The organism is Pseudomonas sp. PA-4-8C (assembly GCF_021606625.1).
GTDB lineage: Bacteria > Pseudomonadota > Gammaproteobacteria > Pseudomonadales > Pseudomonadaceae > Aquipseudomonas > Aquipseudomonas lactis.
In genome coordinates, this window is the sequence record NZ_WKCD01000006.1 from 39,596 (window position 1) to 60,703 (window position 21,108).

A 21,108-nucleotide genomic window follows, 5' to 3' on the forward strand; every position below is an offset into this window, starting at 1 on the left:
CGTGGGAACGATCAATCACTGGGGTGTTTCGGTTACTGCGCCAATGGCCCTACTTCACGCATAGGCTTGCCACGCACCGGCGCATCGCCTGCTACGTAGTAGTCAGCGGTGCTGCGCGGCAGCGGCTGGCGGCCACGGATCTTGTCGGCGATTTTCTCGGCGATCATGATCGTTGGCGCGTTCAGGTTGCCGGTAGTGATGATCGGCATGATCGAGGCATCGACCACACGCAAGCCCTGCATGCCATGCACGCGGCCTTCGCCATCGACTACGGCCATCTCGTCGGTGCCCATCTTGCACGAGCAGGACGGGTGGAACGCGGTCTCGGCGTGCTCGCGGATGAACTTGTCCAACTGCTCATCGGTTTGCACGTCGATGCCCGGGCTGATTTCGCGGCCACGGTACGGGTCCAGTGCCGGCTGCTGCATGATTTCGCGGGTCAGGCGGATGCCATCGCGGAACTCCTGCCAGTCCTGCTCGGTGGCCATGTAGTTGAAGAGGATGCTCGGGTAGTCCCGTGGGTTCTTCGACTTCAGCTGGATACGGCCACGGCTTGGCGAACGCATGGAGCCCATGTGCGCCTGGAAACCGTGCTCTTTCACACCGTTGCTACCGTTGTAGTTAATCGCCACCGGCAGGAAGTGGTACTGGATGTTCGGCCACTCGAATTCTTCGCGGGTACGGATAAACCCGCCCGCTTCGAACTGGTTGCTGGCGCCGATGCCGGTGCCGTTGAACAGCCATTCGGCACCAATTGCCGGCTGGTTGTACCAGAGCAGCGAGGGGTACAGCGACACTGGCTGGGTGCACGCGTATTGCAGGTACAGCTCAAGGTGGTCCTGCAGGTTTTCACCCACGCCCGGCAGGTCGTGGACCACCGGGATGTCGAGGCTTTCCAGCAATTTGGCCGGGCCGACGCCGGAGCGTTGCAGCAGTTGCGGCGAAGCGATTGCGCCGCTGCACACCAGCACTTCTTTACGCGCACGGGCTTCAACGCGCTCTTCGGCGGCGCCGATCAGGTAACGCACGCCCACGGCACGCTTGCCTTCGAACAGTACTTTGTCGGTGAGGGCATGGGTGACGATGGTCAGGGTCGAACGTTTTTTAGCCGTGTCCAGGTAACCGCGAGCGGTGCTGGCGCGACGGCCGTTCGGCGTGACGGTACGGTCCATCGGGCCGAAGCCTTCTTGCTGGTAGCCGTTCAAGTCTTCGGTACGTGGGTAACCGGCCTGTACGCCTGCTTCAACCATGGCGTGGAACAGCGGGTTGTTGCCCGCTTTCGGCGTGGTCACGCTGACCGGGCCGTCGCCACCGTGCCAATCGTTGGGGCCGATGTCGCGGGTTTCGGCTTTGCGGAAATACGGCAGGCAGTCCAGGTAGGTCCAGTCTTCCAGGCCTGGCAGCTTCGACCAATTGTCATAGTCCATGGCGTTGCCGCGGATGTAGCACATGCCGTTGATCAGGGAAGAGCCACCCAGGCCCTTGCCGCGTCCGCACTCCATCCGGCGGCCGTCCATGTGTGGCTCTGGATCGGTTTCGTAGGCCCAGTTGTAGCGGCGGCCTTGCAGCGGGAAAGCCAGGGCGGCTGGCATTTGGGTACGGAAGTCGAGGCGGTAGTCCGGGCCACCGGCTTCCAGCAGCAAAACGGTGACGCCTTCGTCTTCGGTCAGACGGGTCGCCAGGGTGTTACCGGCGGAGCCGGCACCCACAATGATGTAATCGTATTCTTGGGACATGAATGTACCCTCTTTGAAGTGTGGTCAGGTCTGGCGAGTGCTTCGCACTCGATCGCAGGCAAGCCAGCTCCCACATTTGATCGGGTTCACACAGAGCAAATGTGGGAGCCGGGCTTGTCGAGTCGTCGCACCGCCGCGATGGCCTCACGGGCAATACAAGACTCGCTGGTGTTAGAACACCGAGGCGTAATCGCCCAATTCAACCTGTACCGATTTGATGCGGGTGAAGTTGTTCAGCGAGCTGATGCCGTTCTCACGGCCCACACCCGACTGCTTGTAGCCACCGACCGGCATTTTCGCGTCGGACTCGCCCCAAGCGTTGATCCAGCAGATACCGGCTTCCAACTGGTGAATCACGCGGTGGGCGCGGTTCAGGTCCTTGGTGACCAGGCCAGCGGCCAGGCCGAAGTCGGTGTCGTTGGCGCGGCGGATCACTTCTTCTTCGGTTTCGTAGGTGAGGATGCTCATCACCGGGCCAAAGATTTCTTCACGCACGATCACCATGTCATCAGTGCAGTCGGTGAACACAGTCGGAGCCACGAAGGCGCCTTTGGCGAAGTCGCCGTCGGTCAGGCGGTCGCCGCCGCACAGCAGGCGTGCGCCTTGCTCTTTGCCTTTGGCGATGTAACCCAGCACGCTTTCCATGTGGGCGAAGCTGACCAGCGGGCCGAAGTTGGTGTTTTCGTCTTCCGGGTTGCCGATGCGGATGCGCGCCACACGCTCAACGATCTTGGCTTCGAACGCGGCTTGCAGGTGCTTGGGCACGAACACGCGGGTGCCGTTGGTGCAGACCTGGCCGGAGCTGTAGAAGTTGGCCATCATGGCGGTGTCGGCGGCGCGGTCGAGGTCGGCATCGTCGAAAATGATCAGCGGGGACTTGCCGCCCAGCTCCATGGTCACGTCCTTGAGCGAGGAACTCGACGCGCTGGCCATGACTTTCTTGCCGGTGTCGGTGCCGCCGGTGAAGGAGACTTTTTCGATGCGTGGGTGCTCGGTCAGCCAGGTGCCGACTTCACGGCCGCTGCCGGTCAGTACGTTGAACACGCCCGCTGGAACGCCAGCCTCGGTGTAGATCTCGGCCAGTTTCAGAGTGGTCAGCGAGGTGACTTCGCTTGGCTTGAAGATCATCGCGTTACCGGCGGCCAGGGCCGGTGCGGATTTCCACAGGGCGATCTGGATCGGGTAGTTCCACGCGCCAATACCGGCAACCACGCCCAGTGGCTCGCGGCGGGTGTAGACAAACGAGGTATCGCGCAGTGGGATCTGCTCACCTTCGATGGCAGGTACCAGGCCGGCGTAGTATTCCAGCACGTCAGCGCCAGTGACGATGTCGACGTACTTGGTTTCGGAGAAGGCTTTACCGGTGTCCAGGGTTTCCAGGGCAGCCAGTTCATCGTTGCGCTCGCGCAGGATGTCCACGGCACGACGCAGGATGCGCGAACGCTCCATGGCGGTCATGGCGGCCCAGATTTTCTGGCCTTTTTCAGCGCTGACCACGGCACGTTCAACGTCATCTTTGGTGGCGCGTTGCACTTGGGCGAGAACTTCACCGTTAGCCGGGTTGATGGCTTCGAAGGTGGCATCGCTGCCAGCGTCGCTGTAGCCGCCGTCAATGTAGAGTTTTTGCAGGTCGAAACGGGCCATAAAGTCCTCGCAAGTGCATAAGTGGTTGGCGTTACCCGCCGAACAGTGGGCCATGGGGGTGTGGCAACACTGAGCGGCGGACGTTCAGGGGTTGAGCGGTTATGTGTGCTCTAACTCACCTGCTTGGCCAATTGGAAATCCATGTATTCGTAAGCGATCCGTTGCGCCTGCGCCGTGTCGAAAGCGTCTCCCGACAGGGCGCCGCGCAACCACAAACCGTCGATCAGGGCCGCCAGGCCTCGGGCTGCTTTGCGTGCGTGCGGCAGCGGCAGCACTCGGCGGAACTGGCAGCACAGGTTGGAATACAGACGTTGATCGTTGATCCGCTGCAACCTGTGCAATGACGGGTGGTGCATGCTGGTGGCCCAGAAGGCCAGCCAGGTTTTCATTGCCGGGCCGTTGACCTGGCTGGCGTCGAAGTTGCCTTCGATGATCACCTGAAGGTGCGCCCGTGGGCTGTCATCCTTCAAGGCACGCCTGCGTTCTTGCACGTTCTCGATCAGCGCATTCATCAGGTAGCGCATCGTCGCTGCGATCAGGCCGTTCTTGTCCTGAAAGTAGTGGCTGATGATGCCGTTCGAGACGCCGGCCAGACGGGCGATCAGCGCAATGCTGGCATCTCCCATCCCGACCCGATCGATGGCCGTCAACGTGGCTTCGATCAACTGCTGGCGGCGTATGGGTTGCATACCGACCTTGGGCATGTAGCACCTCTCCTTAGGCCTGCCGATGGGCGATCCACGTCCGTCGGCTTGAGGGCCAGTCTATTTTGTTTTGATTGAACGTTCAATCAACAAAGAATAAGATCTGCGACAAATGGTCGCTGCCTACAGATGTTTCCTACCTGCGAGCTGCAACCTTCGACACCTGCAAAAACCCTTGAAACAGGCCACTTCAGAGCCTGATCACCGCCTTGGCGGGCTCAAGAATTTTGGGGTGTCTTTATAACACCCGTCCGTCGACTGCCGAAAAATCGATGTCCCGGGATAACCGTTGCCTTGTGTTTCTCTCTCGCACTGCCTGGAGCATCTGCGCCATGAGTTCTGCCTCTCTTATAAAGACCCCACCGGAAAAGGTTCGGGTCAACGGTTGGGTGTTCTACACCTCCACCGCGCTGATTTTATTGTTGACCGCCATTCTGATCGTCGCCCCGCAGGAGGCCGGGCGCCTGCTCGGCGTAGCACAGGCCTGGCTGTCGAAAAGCTTTGGCTGGTACTACATGGTGGTCATCGCTGCCTACCTGGTGTTTGTGGTCGGCCTGGCGTTTTCGTCCTATGGGAAACTTAAGCTGGGTGCGAAGGACGATACCCCAGACTTCAGCTACGGCGCCTGGGCCGGCATGTTGTTCTCGTCGGGTATCGGCATCTCGCTGTTGTATTTCGGTGCGTCCGAGCCGTTGGACCACTACTTCAACCCGCCCGAAGGCGCTGCCGCCAGCAATGGCGCGGCACGCCAGGCGCTGCAACTGACCTTCTTGCACTGGGGGCTGCACGGCTGGGCGATCTATGCGCTGGTGGGCCTGGCCGTGGCGTACTTTGCCTACCGCCACAACCAGCCGCTGGCCTTGCGTTCGGCGCTGTACCCGCTGGTGGGCGAGCGTTGGGTGAAGGGCGCCGCCGGCCATGCGGTAGACGGTTTCGGCATGTTCGTGACCCTGCTGGGTCTGGTGACCAACCTGGGGATCGGCTCGATGCAGGTGTCGTCGGGGCTGGAAAACCTGTTCGGCATGGAGCACAGCAATACCAATTTGCTGATCGTGATCATCGTGATGAGCACCGTGGCGACCATCGCTGCCGTGTCGGGTGTGGAAAACGGCATTCGCCGCCTCTCCAACCTCAACATCGTGCTGTTCAGCGGTTTGTTGATCTTTGTGCTGTTGTTCGGCCCTACCTTGCACCTGCTCAATGGCCTGGTGCAGAACACCGGTGATTACCTCAACGGTATCGTGCTCAAAACCTTCGACCTGTATGTGTACGAAGGCGACAGTGCCAAGACCGAACGCTGGATGGGCCTGTGGACCCTGTTCTACTGGGCCTGGTGGATTTCCTGGGCGCCATTTGTAGGCATGTTCATCGCACGTATTTCCCGTGGGCGTACCGTGCGTGAACTGGTGGCTGGCGTATTGCTGATCCCGCTGGGCTTTACCCTGGCGTGGCTGTCGATATTCGGCAACTCGGCTTTGGATTTGGTGTTGAACCATGGGGCGGTGGAGTTGGGCAAGACGGCGCTGGAGCAACCGTCCATGGCCATCTACCAACTGCTTGAGCATTACCCAGCGTCGAAAGTAGTGATCGGCGTGTCGATCTTCGTGGGCTTCGTGCTGTTCCTGACGCCTGCGGATTCCGGCGCGGTGATGATGGCCAACCTTTCCTGCAAAGGCGGCAACGTGGATGAAGACGCGCCGCACTGGTTGCGTATCTTCTGGTCGGCTGTGATCACCCTGGTGACCATCGGCCTGCTGTTTGCCGGTAACTTCGAAGCCATGCAAACCATGGTGGTGCTGGCGGGGCTGCCGTTCTCGGTGGTGCTGGTGTTCTTTATGTTCGGTTTGCACAAGGCCATGCGCCAAGACGTGGCCATCGAACAGGAGCAGGCGCAATTGGCTGAACGCGGGCGTCGTGGTTTCAGCGAGCGTTTGACTGCCCTGGACCTGCAACCGAGCCAGGCCACCGTGCAGCGCTTTATGGACAAGCACGTAACGCCGGCGTTGGAAGAAGCCGCGAGTGCGTTGCGTGATCAGGGCCTGGAAGTGCAGACCTTGCTGGGCAAATCCAAGCGCTGCATCGGCGTGCGAATCGAGATGGACGAAGGCAACCCGTTTGTCTACGAAGTGAGCCTGGATGGCTACTCGGCAGCACCCGCTGACCTGCCTGAAGAAGAGCGCACCCGTTACTACCGTGCCGAGGTGTACCTGCACAACGGGCCTCAGGAGTATGACCTGATGGGCTTCACCCAGGAGCAGATCACCCGGGATGTGCTCGATCAGTTTGAAAGCCATCGGCAGCTCCTTGGCCGGGTCTATAGCTGATAGTTGAGCTGGCGGCGCCTTCACTGGCGCCGCTGTTGCAAGCATTGAATGCGGTCGAATGTGGGAGCTGGCTTGCCTGCGATAGCTATGTTGGATTCACCCTTGCTATCGCAGGCAAGCCAGCTCCCACATTGACCGCATTCCTTTAGCAGTCAACCCAGGTTCTTGCCCAGCAGGGCGTGGTAGAGCTCACTGTCTCCCAAAATCCCCACCACTTTGTTGTTGTCGTGCAGCACCAGCTTGTTGCCTGTCTGGTAGCGAATCTGCAACGCATCGCGCATGCCGATGTTCGAGTCCACCAGGGTCGGTACGCGACCCAAGCCTTCCACGGCTTGCCCTGGCGCCCAGTTCTGCAGGTTCATCGTCACACCATTCTGGCGTGCGCCCCGGATGGTGTTGCCTTCCGCCAGGTCCAGCCAGGAGTCGCCACCCGGATCAAGGCACACCGAACCATTCACACGCGTGCAGTTATCCAGGGTGCGCATCAGGCTGCGCCCGCACAGCACGTTCAACGGGTTGGTATGGGCGACGAAGGTGCGCACATAGTCGTCCGCCGGGTTCAGCACGATCTCTTCCGGCACGCTGTACTGGATGATCTTGCCGTCTTTCATGATCGCGATACGGCTGCCGAGCTTGAGTGCTTCATCCAGGTCGTGGCTGACGAACACGATGGTCTTGCTCAATTTGCGTTGCAGTTCCAGTAGCTCATCTTGCAAGCCTTGGCGGATCAGCGGGTCGAGGGCCGAGAAGGGTTCGTCCATCAGCAGGATATCGGCGTCCATCGCCAGGGCGCGGGCCAGGCCGACGCGCTGCTGCATGCCACCGGACAACTCGTCGGGCTTCTTGTTGCGCCATTGGCTCAGGCCCACCAGTTCGAGTTTCTCGTCCACCAGTGTGCGTCGTTCTTTCTCTGGGCGGCCCTGCATTTCCAGGCCGAAGCTGATGTTCTCGCGCACCGTCAGCCAAGGCATCAGGGCGAACTTCTGGAACACCATGGCGATGCGTTTGGTGCGCATCATTTTCAGTTCGGCGGGGGTGCAGGAGGCGATGTCGATCTGACGCCCTTCATGCTCCACAAACAGCTGACCACGGCTGACGGTATTGAGGCCGTTGATGCAGCGCAGCAAGCTGGACTTGCCTGAGCCCGAGAGGCCCATCAGCACACAGATCTCGCCTTTCTCGATATCCAGGCTGGCGTTCTCGACGCCGACGATCTGCCCGGTCTTCTTCAGGATTTCGTTACGGCTCATGCCCTGGTCCAGCAGCTTGAGCGCTTCGCGTGGGTCTTTGGAAAAGATCACGTCGACTTTGTCGAATCGGATAATGCTCATGCATCACCCCCTACTTTAGCGTCGGGTTGTTTGCAGATACGGTCGAGCATGATGGCGAGCAACACAATGGCCAGGCCCGCTTCAAAGCCCAGCGCAATATCGGCGGTGTTGAGTGCGTTGACCACCGGCTTACCGAGGCCGTCGGCGCCTACCAGGGCCGCGATTACCACCATCGACAACGACAGCATGATGCATTGGGTAATGCCGGCGGCGATGCTCGGCATGGCGTGGGGCAGTTCAATGCGCGAGAGCAACTGGCGGCGCGAGCAGCCAAAGGCCTTGCCGGCGTCCATCAGCTCTTGCGGAACATCGCGGATACCCAGGTAGGTCAGGCGGATCGGCGCGGCAATCGCGAACACCACCGTGGAAATCAGCCCAGGCACCACACCCAGCCCGAAGAGGGTCAGGGTAGGGATGAGGTAGACGAAGGTCGGCACGGTCTGCATCAGATCGAGTACCGGCCGCATCATGGTGTAGAACATCGGCTTATGCGCGGCAACAATGCCCAGCGGCACACCGATGACCACGCAGACCAGGGTGGCGAACAGCACCTGGGCGAGGGTTTCCATGGTTTCCTGCCAGTACCCCAGGTTGAGGATCAGCAGGAAGGAGGCGATGACAAAAACAGTCAGTCCCCATTTACGTTGGATAAAGTGAGCCAGCAGCGCAATCAGACCGATCAATGCCAGTGGATTGAACCAGGTCAGCGCAAACGTCACGCCGTGGATCATCGTTTCCAGTGTCGATGCGATTGCGTCGAAGTAGTTGGCCCCGTGTTGGGTCAACCAGTCGACGAAGGCAGCGATGTACTGGCCTAGTGGGATTTTCTGTTCAGTCAGCATGGTAGTGAATGTCCACATGCGAAGGGGAAAACATCCCAGGCCAGCGCACCGGCCTGGGGTCAGCGGGTGCTATTTGGCGAGGTAAGCTTTAACGGCATCGAGCCCTGGTTTGCCATCAACGGTGGTGACACCGGCGAGCCAGGTGTCGAGCACTTGCGGGTTCTTTTGCAGCCAGGCCTTGGCGGCAGCGTCGGCCTTCATCTTGTCGTCCAGGACGTTACCCATCAGGGTGCTTTCCATGTCGAGGGTGAACACCAGGTTCTTCAGCAACTGGCCGACGTTGCTGCATTCCTGGGTGTAGCCTTTGCGGGTGTTGGTATAGATGGTGGCCTGGCCGTAGTTGGGGCCGAACGAGTCGTCACCGCCGGTCAGGTACTTCATCTTGAAGCGGGTGTTCATCGGGTGCGGTTCCCAGCCGAGGAACACGATGGCCTGGTTGCGCTTGGAAGCGCGTTCAACCTGAGAGAGCATGCCGGCTTCGCTGGATTCGACCACCTTGAAGCCGGCGGTTTTCAGGCCGAAGGCATCTTTGTCGATCAGTGTCTGGATGGTGCGGTTGCCATCGTTGCCCGGCTCGATGCCGTAGATCTTGCCGCCCAGCTCATCCTTGAATTTGGCGATGTCGGCGAAGTCTTTCAGGCCCTTGTCGTACAGCGCCTGTGGGACTGCCAGGGTGTACTTGGCGTTCTCCAGGTTGGCGCGCACGGTTTCCACGGTGCCGGCATCACGGTACTGCTTGATGTCGTTTTCCATGGTCGGCATCCAGTTGCCGAGGAAGATATCCATGTTCTTGCCGTCGGCCAGGGACTTGTAAGTCACCGGTACCGAAATCATCGTGGTGCGCGGCTTGTAGCCCAGGCCCTTGAGAATCTCGCTGGTGGTCGCGGTGGTGACGGTGATGTCGGTCCAGCCGACATCGGAGAAGTTGACGGTCTTGCACTGTTCCGGTTCTGCGGCGTATGCCACGACTGGCAGACTCAGCATGGCGGCCAACAACAACGAGGGTGAACCTTTCATGTGGGTAGACTCCTGTGTCTTTTCTGGCGGCATTCGCCGCGCTTTATAAGTGTTGCGGTTGGAGCGTGCGACAACAGCTCTGGCGCGGTGCCTTGCAAACGAGTCGAGACTGATCATGTACCAGTGAAAATCTGACGCCTACAGGGGGCGTCGTATCCAGTACAGGGAGGGTCGCATCCAGTACCGATGACGTCGCTTACAGGTTTTTGCGAAGGTAAAACTGCTGTTTTTACCCTTGTGCACCGCAAAAAACGGCCAAAACTGGCGTTCGCACGCGAGCGCCGCTGGTGAGCATGAGTGCGTCGGTGTGAGACGCCGTGATGACGAATAAAAGCTTGATGATGCCGCCATCTGGGCGATCTGAGCGTAGCACCTCGTTCAAGCCCGGCCCGTGCTTATCGAGGAGTTTCACGTTAATGGCTATCAGCGTTTTCGACCTGTTCAAGATCGGCATCGGGCCTTCGAGTTCGCACACCGTGGGGCCCATGCGCGCCGCCGCGTTGTTCGTTCAAGGATTGCGTGAACGTGGGTGGCTGGAACAGGTGCAGCGTGTCGAAGTGCAACTGTACGGCTCGCTGTCGGCCACCGGCATCGGTCACGGCAGCGACACCGCCACCATCATGGGCCTGATGGGCGAATGGCCGGACGCAATCGACCCCACGCAAATCGGCGCCCGTATTCACACCTTGCGCGAAACCGACACGCTGCTGCTGGACGGGCGGTTGCCGGTGCCGTTTGTGTGGGCGCGGGACATGCGTCTGCTCGACGAGAACCTGCCGTTTCATCCCAATGCCATGACCCTGGTGGTATTTGCCGAAAACGGCGAGTTGCACCGCGACACCTATTACTCGGTGGGCGGCGGTTTCGTGGTGGATGAAGCCCAGGCCCAAAGCGGTGTGGCGGATATGGACCGCACCGAGCTGCCCTATGACTTTTCCAGTGCCGTGGAGCTCTTGCAACTGTGCAAGACCCACAACCTGCGCGTTGCCGAACTGATGCTGGCGAATGAAAAAACCTGGCGCAGCGAAGAAGAAATCCGCAGCGGCCTGATGAAGCTCTGGCGCGCCATGCAAGAATGCGTGGAGCAGGGCCTCAAGCACGAGGGTATTCTGCCTGGCGGCTTGAACGTGCGCCGTCGCGCCGCCAAGTTGCACCGCAGCTTGCAGGAGCTGAACAAGCCGAATGTGATCGGCTCGACCTTGAGCGCCATGGAATGGGTCAACCTGTTCGCCCTGGCGGTCAACGAAGAAAACGCCGCCGGTGGGCGCATGGTCACGGCGCCTACCAATGGCGCGGCGGGGATCATCCCGGCGGTGTTGCACTACTTTATGAAGTTCAGTGAAGAAGTCACCGAAGCCAACGTGGTCGACTACCTGCTCGGCGCGGCGGCAGTGGGCATCCTGTGTAAAAAGAACGCCTCGATCTCCGGTGCCGAAGTCGGTTGCCAGGGCGAGGTCGGTTCTGCGTGCGCGATGGCCGCGGCCGGGTTGGCGGAGATCCTCGGCGCCACGCCGGAGCAACTGTGCAACGCCGCTGAAATCGGTTTGGAACATAACCTTGGCCTGACCTGCGACCCAGTGGGCGGTTTGGTGCAAGTGCCGTGTATCGAGCGCAATGCGATCGCGGCGGTGAAGGCGATCAACGCGGCGCAAATGGCGTTGCGTGGCGATGGCCAGCACTTCATCTCGTTGGACCGGGTGATCCGCACCATGCGTGATACGGGGGCCGATATGCATGACAAGTACAAAGAGACATCGCGGGGTGGGTTGGCGGTGAGTGCGGTTGAATGTTGAGTCAGTGACATGATCGTTCCCACGCTCCGCGTGGGAATGCCGCCCCGGACGCTCCGCGTCCCAGGGGTGACGCAGAGCGTCACAGGATGCATGCCCACGCAGAGCGTGGGAACGAGCTGAACAGAGGAGCACCATTGCTCACAAAGTGAACACCCCGGCCAAAATCGCCACCTTTTAGCGCGTCGCAAATAGATAAGTAGCTTCCGAACGATTCCTACACGATCACACGCCTGATGTGCTTTGGGTGACAGACTTCTCCTACGCCCGCAAAGCGCCTTCCCACAAGTGCTACCGATCTGCTCACACCCCTTGAACCCCGCCCGTTAGGCGTCATATCCCGCACTTCACGCGCGGGCTTGTATAGACGCATCAACAGGTCGTTTTCAGGAGTTCTTGAATAGCCATTCAATTTTAGGCATGGCATTTGCTCTATCAATTACAAAGCCTCTCCTTTCCAGGACGAGCGCAATAACAAGAGCCTCGCCTGAGGCCACCACCTGCTTTGTGTGATGTGAGGAGATACTGCGATGACGTCGACCAACTCCGGGGCCCAACCCCAGAACCGTGCGCCTCAATCCATCGGCTTTTTGCTGCTGGACAATTTCACGCTGATTTCCCTGGCGTCAGCCGTGGAGCCACTGCGCATGGCCAACCAGCTGTCCGGCCGCGAGCTGTATCGCTGGACAACCCTGAGTGTCGACGGCAACCAGGTGTGGGCCAGCGATGGCCTGCAAATCACCCCCGACGCCTCCATGCACAAAGCCCCCGTCCTGGACACGGTCATCGTGTGCGGCGGCGTGGGCATCCAGCGTACCGTCACCCGTGAACATGTGTCGTGGCTGCAAAGCCAGGCGCGCCAGTCTCGCCGCCTTGGCGCGGTGTGCACCGGCAGCTGGGCCCTGGCCTGCGCCGGCTTGCTCGACGGCTTTGATTGCAGCGTGCACTGGGAATGCCTGGCGTCGATGCAGGAAGCCTTCCCGCGGGTGGCCATGAGCACGCGCCTGTTCACCCTCGACCGCAACCGCTTCACCAGCTCCGGCGGCACCGCACCCCTGGACATGATGTTGCACCTGATCAGCCGTGACCACGGCCGTGAATTGTCGGCCGCCATCTCCGAGATGTTCGTGTACGAACGCATCCGCAACGAACAGGATCACCAGCGTGTGCCGCTCAAGCACATGCTCGGCACCAACCAGCCGAAACTGCAGGAAATCGTCGCGCTGATGGAAGCCAACCTCGAAGAGCCGATCGACCTGGACGAACTGGCGGTGTATGTCGCCGTGTCGCGCCGGCAGTTGGAGCGGCTGTTCCAGAAATACCTGCACTGCTCGCCGTCGCGCTACTACCTCAAGCTGCGCCTGATCCGTGCACGGCAACTGCTCAAGCAGACGCCGATGTCGATCATCGAAGTTGCCTCGGTGTGCGGGTTTGTGTCTACGCCGCACTTTTCCAAGTGCTATCGCGAGTACTTTGGCATTCCGCCACGGGATGAGCGCGTAGGTTCCAACACCACCCAGCAAGTGGCGATGATGCCGATTCCGCCGGCACTGGTGTTGTCCCCATTGTCGGGGCCGATGTCGGCGTTGAGCCAGGCGCGCAATGAGTCGACCTTTGCCAGTGTAAGGCTCTAAAAACCGAGCCGTCTGCATCGCAGGCAAGCCAGCTCCCACCTTGGAATGCGTTCCCCTGTGGGAGCTGGCTTGCCTGCGATAGCGGTATTTCAGGCGCCAGAGCTTTGTTTGAACTGCATCAGCGCCGGCAACAATTGCTGGTCGATCGCCTGCCTCACCGCCGGCAAAATCGTCGCGCTGCCGCTGTACATCTTTTCAACCATGCCCTTGAGCGCCTTGGCCCGCGCTTCACTCAACCCGCGCACCGCACATTCGCAAGCCTGCTCGGCGGTAGCGCCGCTGGACACTTCAAAACCCAGCGAGCGCAGTTGGCCCAGCAGGTCATCCTGGTCAATCAAATCCGCGTGCATCATGACGGTCATCCTGGTGTAGGGAGCTGGAATTGACTTGGATTCTGGTAGGCCCCAGGACTGGCGGCAAGGGCAGAATCCACCGATGGCTCGTATGACTATGAACAGGTCGTTTTCGGGGTACTTGACCTGACCCGTAACGGGCACACTGAACCCAGGCACGCAGCTTGAAGGTTTGGTCACCCTCGACATGCACGGCTCACACAAAGCACTCTGCCCCGATCCCGTCACGGCTGGATCGGGGCTTTTTTTTGCGCGGGCAACCCGATCACCCGGCCGAGTAGAGCAGGCCGGGGTAGATCGGCGTGTTCCCGGCTCAGGGCAATGAGTTTTTCCAGGGTCGCGCCGGCAAACGGCGCCGACTGCGGCCCGGCCAGATCGACATGCAGCAGCATCTGTTCGTTACCGGCCAACTCGCGCCCTTCGCCCACAAGGTGCAGGCTGTGATAGAGGTGCAGGCGCTTGGCGTCATGGGCGATCAGTTGGGTATGCACCTCAACCTCGGCCCCGAGCTTCACCTCATGCAGGTAGTTCAGGTGCAGCTCCAGGGTGAACAGCGAGTGGCCACTGGCTTCGCGGTTTTCGCTGTCCAGCCCCAGGGTGTCCATCAGCGCATCGGTGGCGTAGCTGAAGATCAGCAGATAGAACGCGTCACGCAGATGGCCGTTGTAGTCGACCCAGTCGGGCAGGATGTTCGTGGTGTAGGTGGTCAGTGCGGGCATGGCATGAATCCAATTCAGTATGCGGTCAAATGTGGGAGCTGGCTTGCCTGCGATAGCAATGGTGAGGCCAACACCGCCATCGCAGGCAAGCCAGCTTCCACGGGGTTATTCGGCGAAGTTCATGCCGTGCTTGGCCTTGGTTGTTTTTACGGCTTCCAGCACCGCCAGCAGACAGTCATCACGATAGCGCTCCAGCGCCGAGATGCTGTGGTTACCTAACTGCTCCGCGGTGCCATCGACCACATCATCAATCAGTTTTTCAGTCAATTCAGGCGCCGGCAGGTAAGTCCACGGCAACTGCAACGCCGGGCCGAACTGCGCCATGAAGTGGCGCATGCCCGCATCGCCGCCCGCCAGGGTGTAAGTGAGGAAAGTACCCATGAACGACCAGCGCAGCCCGGCACCAAAGCGAATGGCATCGTCGATTTCGCCGGTGGTCGCCACGCCGTCATTGACCAGGTGCAGCGCCTCTCTCCACAGCGCTTCCAGCAGGCGGTCGGCAATAAACCCCGGCACTTCCTTGCGCACATGCAGCGGGCGCATGCCGAGGGATTCATACACCGAGATCGCCGCCTGGATTGCCTCTGGCGCGGTGTTTTTGCCGCCCACCACTTCTACCAGTGGCAACAGGTAGACCGGGTTGAAGGGGTGGCCGACCACGCAGCGTTCCGGGTGGGTGGAGCTTTCATAGAATTCGCTGGGCAATAGCCCTGAGGTGCTGGAACCGATCAATACGTTCGGCTTGGCCGCGGCGCTGATCTGGCTGTGCAATTGCAGCTTCAGCTCCAGGCGTTCCGGGGCGCTTTCCTGGATGAAGTCCGCGTCTTTCACGCATTCTTCGATGGTGGTGACAAAGCGCAGGCGGTCTTGGGAGGCACCGGGCGCCAGGCCCTGTTGTTCAAGGGCAGTCCAGGCGTTGGCGACGCGTTTGCGCAGGGCTGCCTCGGCACCGGGCGCCGGGTCCCAGGCGACTACATCCAGGCCATGGGCAAGGGCACGGGACACCCAGCCGCTGCCGATGACGCCGCTGCCCAACGCGGCGAAGGTTTTGATGTCGGTGATAAAGCGCATGGCATATTCCTAAAGTGTTCGATGATCCTTTGTGGGAGCCGGGCTTGCCCGCGATGGCGGCATTGCAGGCTACAAAGATGTGGCGGATTTACTGGCCTCATCGCGGGCAAGCCCGGCTCCCACAGGAGTGGTGGTGTCTGTGTTAGCCGCGTTGGGTCAGGCCCATCTTGATGCGGCCTTCGGCTGGGGTCAGGACTCTTGCGCCTAACCGGCTGAGAATTTCACTGGCACGCTCCACCAACTGCCCATTGGTGGCGAGCACGCCCTTGTCCAGCCACAGGTTGTCCTCCAGGCCCACCCGTACGTTGCCCCCCAGCAGCACCGCTTGCGCGGCCATTGGCATTTGCATGCGACCAATCCCGAAGCCAGCCCACACCGCGTCGGCGGGCAGGTTGTCGACCATGGCTTTCATGGTGGTGGTATCGGCCGGCGCGCCCCAGGGAATGCCCAGGCACAGTTGGAACAGCGGGTTATCCAGCAACCCTTCCTTGATCATCTGCTTGGCGAACCACAGGTGGCCGGTGTCGAAAATTTCCAGCTCGGCCTTTACGCCCAGTTCCTGGATACGTTTGGCGCCGGCACGCAGCTGCGCCGGGGTGGACACGTAAATGGTGTCGCCATCGCCGAAGTTCAGCGTGCCGCAGTCCAGGGTGCAGATTTCCGGCAGCAGTTCTTCAACGTGGGCCAGGCGGGTCAGCGGGCCCACCAGGTCGGTATTGGGCCCGAACTCCATGGGATTCTCGCCGCCACCGATCTCCAGGTCCCCCCCCATGCCGGCGGTGAGGTTGACGATGATGTCGATGTCGGCCTCGCGGATGCGCTCCATCACTTCACGGTACAGGGCCACATCGCGGCTGAACTTGCCGGTCTGCGGGTCGCGTACATGACAATGCACCACGGTGGCACCGGCCTTGGCGGCTTCCACCGCAGCGGCGGCGATTTGTTTAGGGGTGACCGGCACGTGTGGGCTTCTGGCGGTCGTGTCGCCAGCACCGGTGAGTGCGCAGGTGATGATGACGTCGTGGTTCATGAGGCGGTTCCTTACAGGCGTGTGATTTCAAGGCGCAGGGCGCCGTTCGCAACCGTCATGGGCTGCGAAGCGGTGATCTGGATGGGTTATTTGGTGGTCAATTGCAGGTTGGCGGCAGCCGGCTTGCCGTCGAAGGTGGTCACACCCTCCAGCCAGCGCGCCTGGTCTTGTGGGTGGTCTTTGAGCCACTGTTTGGCGGACTCGATGGCGTCCTTGTGATCCAGCAGCGGCTGCATCATCCGGCTCTCGTCGGCGGCAGTGAACGTCAGGTTAGTCAGCAACTTATGCACATTGGGGCACTGGTCGGCGTAGGCCGGCGCGGTCACGGTCCATACGGTGGCCATGCCTTCGTTCGGGCCCAGGGCGTCTTCGCTGCCGGTGAGGTAAGTCATCGCCACATTGACGTTCATCGGGTGCGGCGCCCAACCAAAGAACACCACGGCTTCCTTGCGGCGCACAGCACGGTCCACGGCCGCCAACATGCCGGCTTCGCTGGACTCCACCAACTGGAACTTGCCCAGGCCGAACTGGTTCTTGGCGATCATCGCCTTGATCTGCGTATTGGCGCCCGAGCCCGGCTCGATGCCATAAATCTTGCCGCCCAGCTCTTTCTCGAACCTGGCGATATCGGCAAAGGTTTTCAGGCCCTTGTCCGCCAGATAAGTCGGCACTGCGAGGGTGGCGCGGGCGTCTTCCAGGCTGGCTTTGTCGAGGACTTTGACTTGCTTGGTGTCGACGAACGGCGTGATGGTCTGGGTCATCAGCGGGTTCCAATAACCGAGAAACAGGTCCAGGCGCTGGTCGCGGATGCCGGCAAAGATGATTTGCTGAGAGGCGCTGGTTTGTTTGGTCTTGTAGCCGAGGCCGTCAAGCAGCACCTGGGCCATGGCGCTGGTGGCGATGACGTCAGTCCAGTTCACCACGCCCATGCGCACGTTCTGGCAAGCAGGGGCATCCGATGCCATGACAGGGGTGCTCAAAATAGCGCTGGCGCTGAGTGCAAGTACGCAGCGGCTGATCAGTCGGTTCATGGGTGGAGCCCTCGGCAGTCGTTATTGTGGGTGCCGGCGTCTTTGTGCGCCGTGGGATCACGTTACGCAGCTTGGCGCCCCGCAAAGCGCACGGCGGCGACCCGCTTTTGCACTGCAGCGACCTGGGCTCTTGAATGGCCGGTTGAACTGGCGTATCACAGTGACCACGCTGCCCGTCCGACGAGAGCGCCACCATGTCCCAGGATGTCTATTTCTTGCTGATGCCGGGTTTCTCGGCCCTCGGTTTTATCTCCGCACTGGAACCGTTGCGGGTGGCCAACCGCTTTCGCGGCGAGCTGTACCGCTGGCACATCTTGAGTGCCGATGGCGGCGCGGTGCTGGCGAGCAACGGCATGTCGGTCAACGCCGACGCCGCGCTTGAACTATTGAAAAAAGGCGCGACTTTACTGGTGGTGGCTGGCTTCGAACCCCTGCAGTTCGCCACGCCCGCCCTGGAGCATTGGCTGCGCCGCCTCGACCATGAGGGTGTGACCCTCGGCGCCATCGACACCGGTGCCTGCGTGCTGGCTGAGGCTGGCCTGCTTGACGGCCACCGCCTGACCTTGCACTGGGAAGCCATCGACGCCTTCAAGGAAGCCTATCCGCACCTGAGCGTGACCCAGGAACTGTTCGAAATCGACCGGCGCCGCATCACCTGCGCCGGCGGCACGGCCTCCATCGACCTGATGCTCGACCTCATCGCCCAGGCCCACGGCCCGGAGCTGGCTATCCAGGTTTCCGAGCAATTCGTACTAAGCCGCATCCGCCCGCGCAAAGACCACCAGCGCATGCAGATCGCCACGCGCTACGGCATCAACAACAAGAAACTGGTGCACGTGATCGGCGAAATGGAACAGCACACCGAACCGCCCCTGAGCACCTTGGCCCTGGCCGAAACGATCAAGGTCACACGACGCCAACTGGAGCGGCTGTTTCGCCTGCACCTGAACGACACCCCCAGTAACTTCTACCTGGGCCTGCGCCTGGAAAAAGCCCGAAAACTGCTGCGCCAGAGCGACATGAGCGTGCTGGAAGTGAGTATTGCGTGCGGGTTTGAGTCACCGTCGTATTTCACCAGGAGCTATCGCGCAAGGTTTGCCAAATGCCCGCGGGAGGATCGGCGACGGGAGGCGATTTGAGCGTTGGTGCAGATTCAAGGTGGGAGTTGGCTTGCCTGCGATGGCGGCGGGTCAGCACCGCATAGGCCAACTGATACATCGCAATCGCAGGCAAGCCAGCTCCCACATTGGTAAGTAGTGTGGTGTCAGGAAATGCATGTGGTGGCGTGGGAATATTCTTGTTTTGCAACGCTGCACGCGATTACCGGAAAAGGACTGCTAACGTCCAAATGGTTTCTTACGTAACCATAAGAGGTTGGCATGCTGAAAAAACTAATCACTCTGATCGCACTCGCGTCCACCCCGGTATGGGCAGCCCAGGCGCCCGCGCCATTCACCGGCGCCGATTACAGCGGCCGTTATGAATGTAATGGCCAGGACAAACATATCGGCCACTTCAAAGGCGTTGTCGAGATGAAACTTGACGCCACGCAAAGCACTGGCAAGTACGCCGCCTACACCTTCACCCTGACCCTGGAAGACAAGTCCCGCTATGAAGGCATGGCCGCCGGCACCTCGGATACGCTGGGCATCTACTTCGCTCACACCGACCCGGCCTTGAAGGACTTTGGCGTGGGCGTAGCGCAAGTGACACCGACCCCGGAAGGCAAAGTCTCCTTCGTTAAATACTATTACGGCCCTGAGTACGAAGGCGGCGGGCACGGCTTGGAGCACTGCGTCAAAAGCTGATGTGCGGTTATTTCTTCATCAGACATGAGCACGCGGTCTTATAGGCCTCGTGCTGATACTTGTTGAGCGTCGCTGGCAGATCAAAGGTGTGCTTTTTGTATTGCGCATTGATGGTCTGCGGCGACAGCAGCGTCACCTCAACCCCCTCCAGCAATTGAAACACCCCTTCAATCTTGAACGTCGTCGGGCCACCGGCAAACTCACCTTTCTTGCTGCGTTTCTTGATGGCAATACGCGTGATGCCATTGGCCTGCACAAACGCTTTCACCTGTGCGGCAAAGGCTTTGACGTTGGCCGCTTCGTCGTCATCGTCGAGGGCGATTTTCTTGGTCGCCAGGGCGACGTGGGTCAGCGCCTGGTTGTCCAGGGAGGCGACAGCGATGATGGCTTCGCTGCCTTTGATTTCGATGCCGCAAATAATCATGGCGTTGCCTTGAGCAGGAAAAGAGGGCACGGATGGTAACAGGCTCGGTTCGTTCAAGAGGAGCTGACCATCCGTCGGAGACAGTGCTGATACTGTCAGATCTGACAGTAGATCCTGATGGGTTCCCCAACTAGATTCGCAGCAGGGGCTGGCACGCGGTCCCATTTTTTTGCGACGAGGGAGGCGGGCAATGAATATTCGCAAGGAAATTCGAAAACTGAGCGGGCCTGAACGGCTAGCGTTTACCAATACGCTGTTGGCCCTTAAGGGTAATGGCGGATACGACAAGTATGTGCATTGGCATCACGCAGTGATGGTACCTACCGTTCACCCTGATGAACCCCAAGATCCCGACTATCGTAATGGCGCCCACTTGGGGCCGGCTTTTTTACCCTGGCATCGTGAAATGTTGTTGCAGTTGGAAGCCGACCTTCAGACCATCACGCCCGGCATCACGCTGCCTTACTGGGATTGGACATTGGACGCGGCAGACCCGACGAATTCGCCGGTGTGGGAGCAAAGCCTGCTGGGGGGTGACGGTGACGCTGCCGATGAATTCAGGGTGCAGGATGGACCCTTCGCGTACCGATACGGCAATTGGCCGGTGCCTGCCTATCCGGAAGATGGGCTGCCGGGGGCGGGGTTGAAGCGCCAGTTCTCACGTTTGGTCAACTCGCTGCCGACGGCTGCGGACTTGCAGATGGCAATGAATGAAGGGCTGTATGACGAGCCGAACTACACGTCGAGTCCGTTCAATAGAGGCTTTAGAAACCGACTCGAAGGCTGGATCACTCAGAAGGGCGACCCGCAAGTCACCACCGCTGGTTCTCAATTGCACAACCGCGTCCATTTATGGATTGGCGGCAACATGCTGGCGATGACCTCGCCCGAAGATCCAGTATTTTTTCTGCATCATTGTTTCATCGACAAAATCTGGGCCGACTGGCAGGCGCAAATGATGCTGGATAAGCCCGCACTGGCGCCTCATTACTGCCCGATGCAGGATGGCCCCACCGGGCATAATTACGATGATGTGATCAAACCCTGGACTCGTCGTATCCGTGAGGTGATGGATATCACCGCGCTGGGGTATGCCTACGAGCCAGCCTCACCCTTGACCAAAAGGCCGTTCAAGTCACCTTTCATGGCTTGAGCGTGGCGCAGCCCTTTGCGCGGCCTGGTCGCGTGAAGGGTGCTTACTCCTGCCCAATCGACTCCAAAAACTCCGACCGCTCATCACTCATCCGCGCCAGGCAGTCGTTGTGCGCAATCGCGTAGGCCTTGGTGCCGGTCACTGCCGGGAAGGTGTCCACTGCACAATCGGCATCCCGCAGTTTCTCCCATTTTTGCTGGGCATCCTTCAGACGGGCGGTAATGTCCGCCAGTTTGGTCTTATCGCTGCCGTAGGTCGAACCCATGCGCTCCAGCAACCCCTCATAGTTATCTTTGAGCAATTGCTCGGCAGTGGTTTTGTTGTAGGTGGCGCATTCCAGGGTTTGCTGGTCGTTCTCGATGCCGTCGCACGGCGTGCTGTCGGTGTCTTCGGCCGCGTGGGCGGTGGTTGCGATGAGTGCCAAAGCCAGGAAAATCGATTTCATTGCGCCGTCTCATATCAGGTGATGAGGAATTCTGGCTCAAGCGTAAGACAAA

19 protein-coding genes are annotated in these 21,108 nt (G+C 60.2%); 6 read left to right on the forward strand and 13 right to left on the reverse strand.

Features of this window, described 5'->3' with window-relative positions; translation table 11 throughout:
- Positions 1–32: 32 nt before the first annotated feature.
- The 3 genes from betA to betI form a co-directional block, all read right to left on the reverse strand.
- Positions 33–1,736, reverse strand: a complete 1,704-nt coding sequence (gene betA / locus GIW04_RS02455) for a choline dehydrogenase (RefSeq protein WP_034133951.1) — start codon at positions 1,734–1,736, stop codon at positions 33–35.
- A 171-nt stretch (positions 1,737–1,907) separates the two neighbouring features.
- Positions 1,908–3,380, reverse strand: a complete 1,473-nt coding sequence (gene betB / locus GIW04_RS02460; RefSeq protein ID WP_120247525.1) for a betaine-aldehyde dehydrogenase — start codon at positions 3,378–3,380, stop codon at positions 1,908–1,910.
- Between the two features lie 110 nt (positions 3,381–3,490).
- Positions 3,491–4,084: a transcriptional regulator BetI gene (gene betI / locus GIW04_RS02465; RefSeq protein WP_044271839.1), complete on the reverse strand. Its 594-nt coding sequence runs from the start codon at positions 4,082–4,084 to the stop codon at positions 3,491–3,493.
- Between the two features lie 389 nt (positions 4,085–4,473).
- Between betI and GIW04_RS02470 the strand changes: the two genes are divergently transcribed.
- Positions 4,474–6,408 (forward strand): BCCT family transporter, encoded by a 1,935-nt coding sequence (locus GIW04_RS02470; RefSeq protein WP_236270504.1) that lies wholly within the window; start codon positions 4,474–4,476, stop codon positions 6,406–6,408.
- Positions 6,409–6,560: 152 nt separating this feature from the next.
- Here the strand turns inward: GIW04_RS02470 and choV are convergent, their stop codons facing one another.
- The 3 genes from choV to GIW04_RS02485 form a co-directional block, all read right to left on the reverse strand.
- Positions 6,561–7,739, reverse strand: a complete 1,179-nt coding sequence (gene choV / locus GIW04_RS02475) for a choline ABC transporter ATP-binding protein (RefSeq protein WP_003194915.1) — start codon at positions 7,737–7,739, stop codon at positions 6,561–6,563.
- A complete protein-coding gene (gene choW, locus GIW04_RS02480) occupies positions 7,736–8,581 on the reverse strand; it encodes a choline ABC transporter permease subunit (RefSeq protein WP_003194913.1) in 846 nt (281 codons plus the stop codon). The genes choV and choW overlap by 4 nt, the downstream gene beginning before the upstream one ends.
- 69 nt (positions 8,582–8,650) lie before the next feature.
- Entirely contained in the window at positions 8,651–9,598 is a 948-nt protein-coding gene (locus GIW04_RS02485) for a choline ABC transporter substrate-binding protein (RefSeq protein ID WP_003194911.1), read from the reverse strand.
- A gap of 416 nt (positions 9,599–10,014) precedes the next feature.
- Here GIW04_RS02485 and GIW04_RS02490 point away from each other — a divergent pair, with 416 nt between their 5' ends.
- Entirely contained in the window at positions 10,015–11,391 is a 1,377-nt protein-coding gene (locus tag GIW04_RS02490) for an L-serine ammonia-lyase (protein ID WP_003194909.1), read from the forward strand.
- 527 nt (positions 11,392–11,918) lie between these two features.
- Complete coding sequence (locus GIW04_RS02495) at positions 11,919–13,022, forward strand: GlxA family transcriptional regulator (protein ID WP_003194907.1); 1,104 nt, start codon at positions 11,919–11,921, stop codon at positions 13,020–13,022.
- 89 nt (positions 13,023–13,111) lie between these two features.
- On the opposite strand, the gene GIW04_RS02500 is transcribed toward GIW04_RS02495, so the two are convergent.
- The 5 genes from GIW04_RS02500 to choX form a co-directional block, all read right to left on the reverse strand.
- Positions 13,112–13,375 carry a hypothetical protein gene (locus tag GIW04_RS02500; protein WP_003194904.1) on the reverse strand — a complete coding sequence of 88 codons (264 nt, stop codon included), beginning with the start codon at positions 13,373–13,375 and terminating at the stop codon, positions 13,112–13,114.
- 224 nt (positions 13,376–13,599) lie between these two features.
- A complete protein-coding gene (locus tag GIW04_RS02505) occupies positions 13,600–14,094 on the reverse strand; it encodes a thioesterase family protein (RefSeq protein ID WP_120247528.1) in 495 nt (164 codons plus the stop codon).
- Positions 14,095–14,199: 105 nt separating this feature from the next.
- Positions 14,200–15,165: an L-carnitine dehydrogenase gene (locus tag GIW04_RS02510; protein ID WP_120247529.1), complete on the reverse strand. Its 966-nt coding sequence runs from the start codon at positions 15,163–15,165 to the stop codon at positions 14,200–14,202.
- Between the two features lie 142 nt (positions 15,166–15,307).
- Positions 15,308–16,195, reverse strand: coding sequence for a 3-keto-5-aminohexanoate cleavage protein (locus tag GIW04_RS02515; RefSeq protein WP_044271833.1), 888 nt, complete (start codon positions 16,193–16,195; stop codon positions 15,308–15,310).
- An 86-nt stretch (positions 16,196–16,281) separates the two neighbouring features.
- Positions 16,282–17,226, reverse strand: a complete 945-nt coding sequence (gene choX / locus GIW04_RS02520) for a choline ABC transporter substrate-binding protein (protein WP_120247530.1) — start codon at positions 17,224–17,226, stop codon at positions 16,282–16,284.
- A 194-nt stretch (positions 17,227–17,420) separates the two neighbouring features.
- Between choX and GIW04_RS02525 the strand changes: the two genes are divergently transcribed.
- Both GIW04_RS02525 and GIW04_RS02530 read left to right on the forward strand, forming a co-directional pair.
- Positions 17,421–18,365, forward strand: a complete 945-nt coding sequence (locus tag GIW04_RS02525) for a GlxA family transcriptional regulator (protein ID WP_094773893.1) — start codon at positions 17,421–17,423, stop codon at positions 18,363–18,365.
- A 240-nt stretch (positions 18,366–18,605) separates the two neighbouring features.
- Positions 18,606–19,034: a hypothetical protein gene (locus GIW04_RS02530; RefSeq protein ID WP_003194891.1), complete on the forward strand. Its 429-nt coding sequence runs from the start codon at positions 18,606–18,608 to the stop codon at positions 19,032–19,034.
- Between the two features lie 7 nt (positions 19,035–19,041).
- Here GIW04_RS02530 and GIW04_RS02535 read toward each other — a convergent pair whose 3' ends face one another.
- A complete protein-coding gene (locus GIW04_RS02535; RefSeq protein WP_094773892.1) occupies positions 19,042–19,458 on the reverse strand; it encodes a DUF3010 family protein in 417 nt (138 codons plus the stop codon).
- Between the two features lie 190 nt (positions 19,459–19,648).
- Here GIW04_RS02535 and GIW04_RS02540 point away from each other — a divergent pair, with 190 nt between their 5' ends.
- A complete protein-coding gene (locus GIW04_RS02540; protein ID WP_003194886.1) occupies positions 19,649–20,611 on the forward strand; it encodes a tyrosinase family protein in 963 nt (320 codons plus the stop codon).
- Positions 20,612–20,654: 43 nt separating this feature from the next.
- On the opposite strand, the gene GIW04_RS02545 is transcribed toward GIW04_RS02540, so the two are convergent.
- Positions 20,655–21,056 (reverse strand): lysozyme inhibitor LprI family protein, encoded by a 402-nt coding sequence (locus GIW04_RS02545; RefSeq protein ID WP_003194882.1) that lies wholly within the window; start codon positions 21,054–21,056, stop codon positions 20,655–20,657.
- Positions 21,057–21,108: the final 52 nt, after the last annotated feature.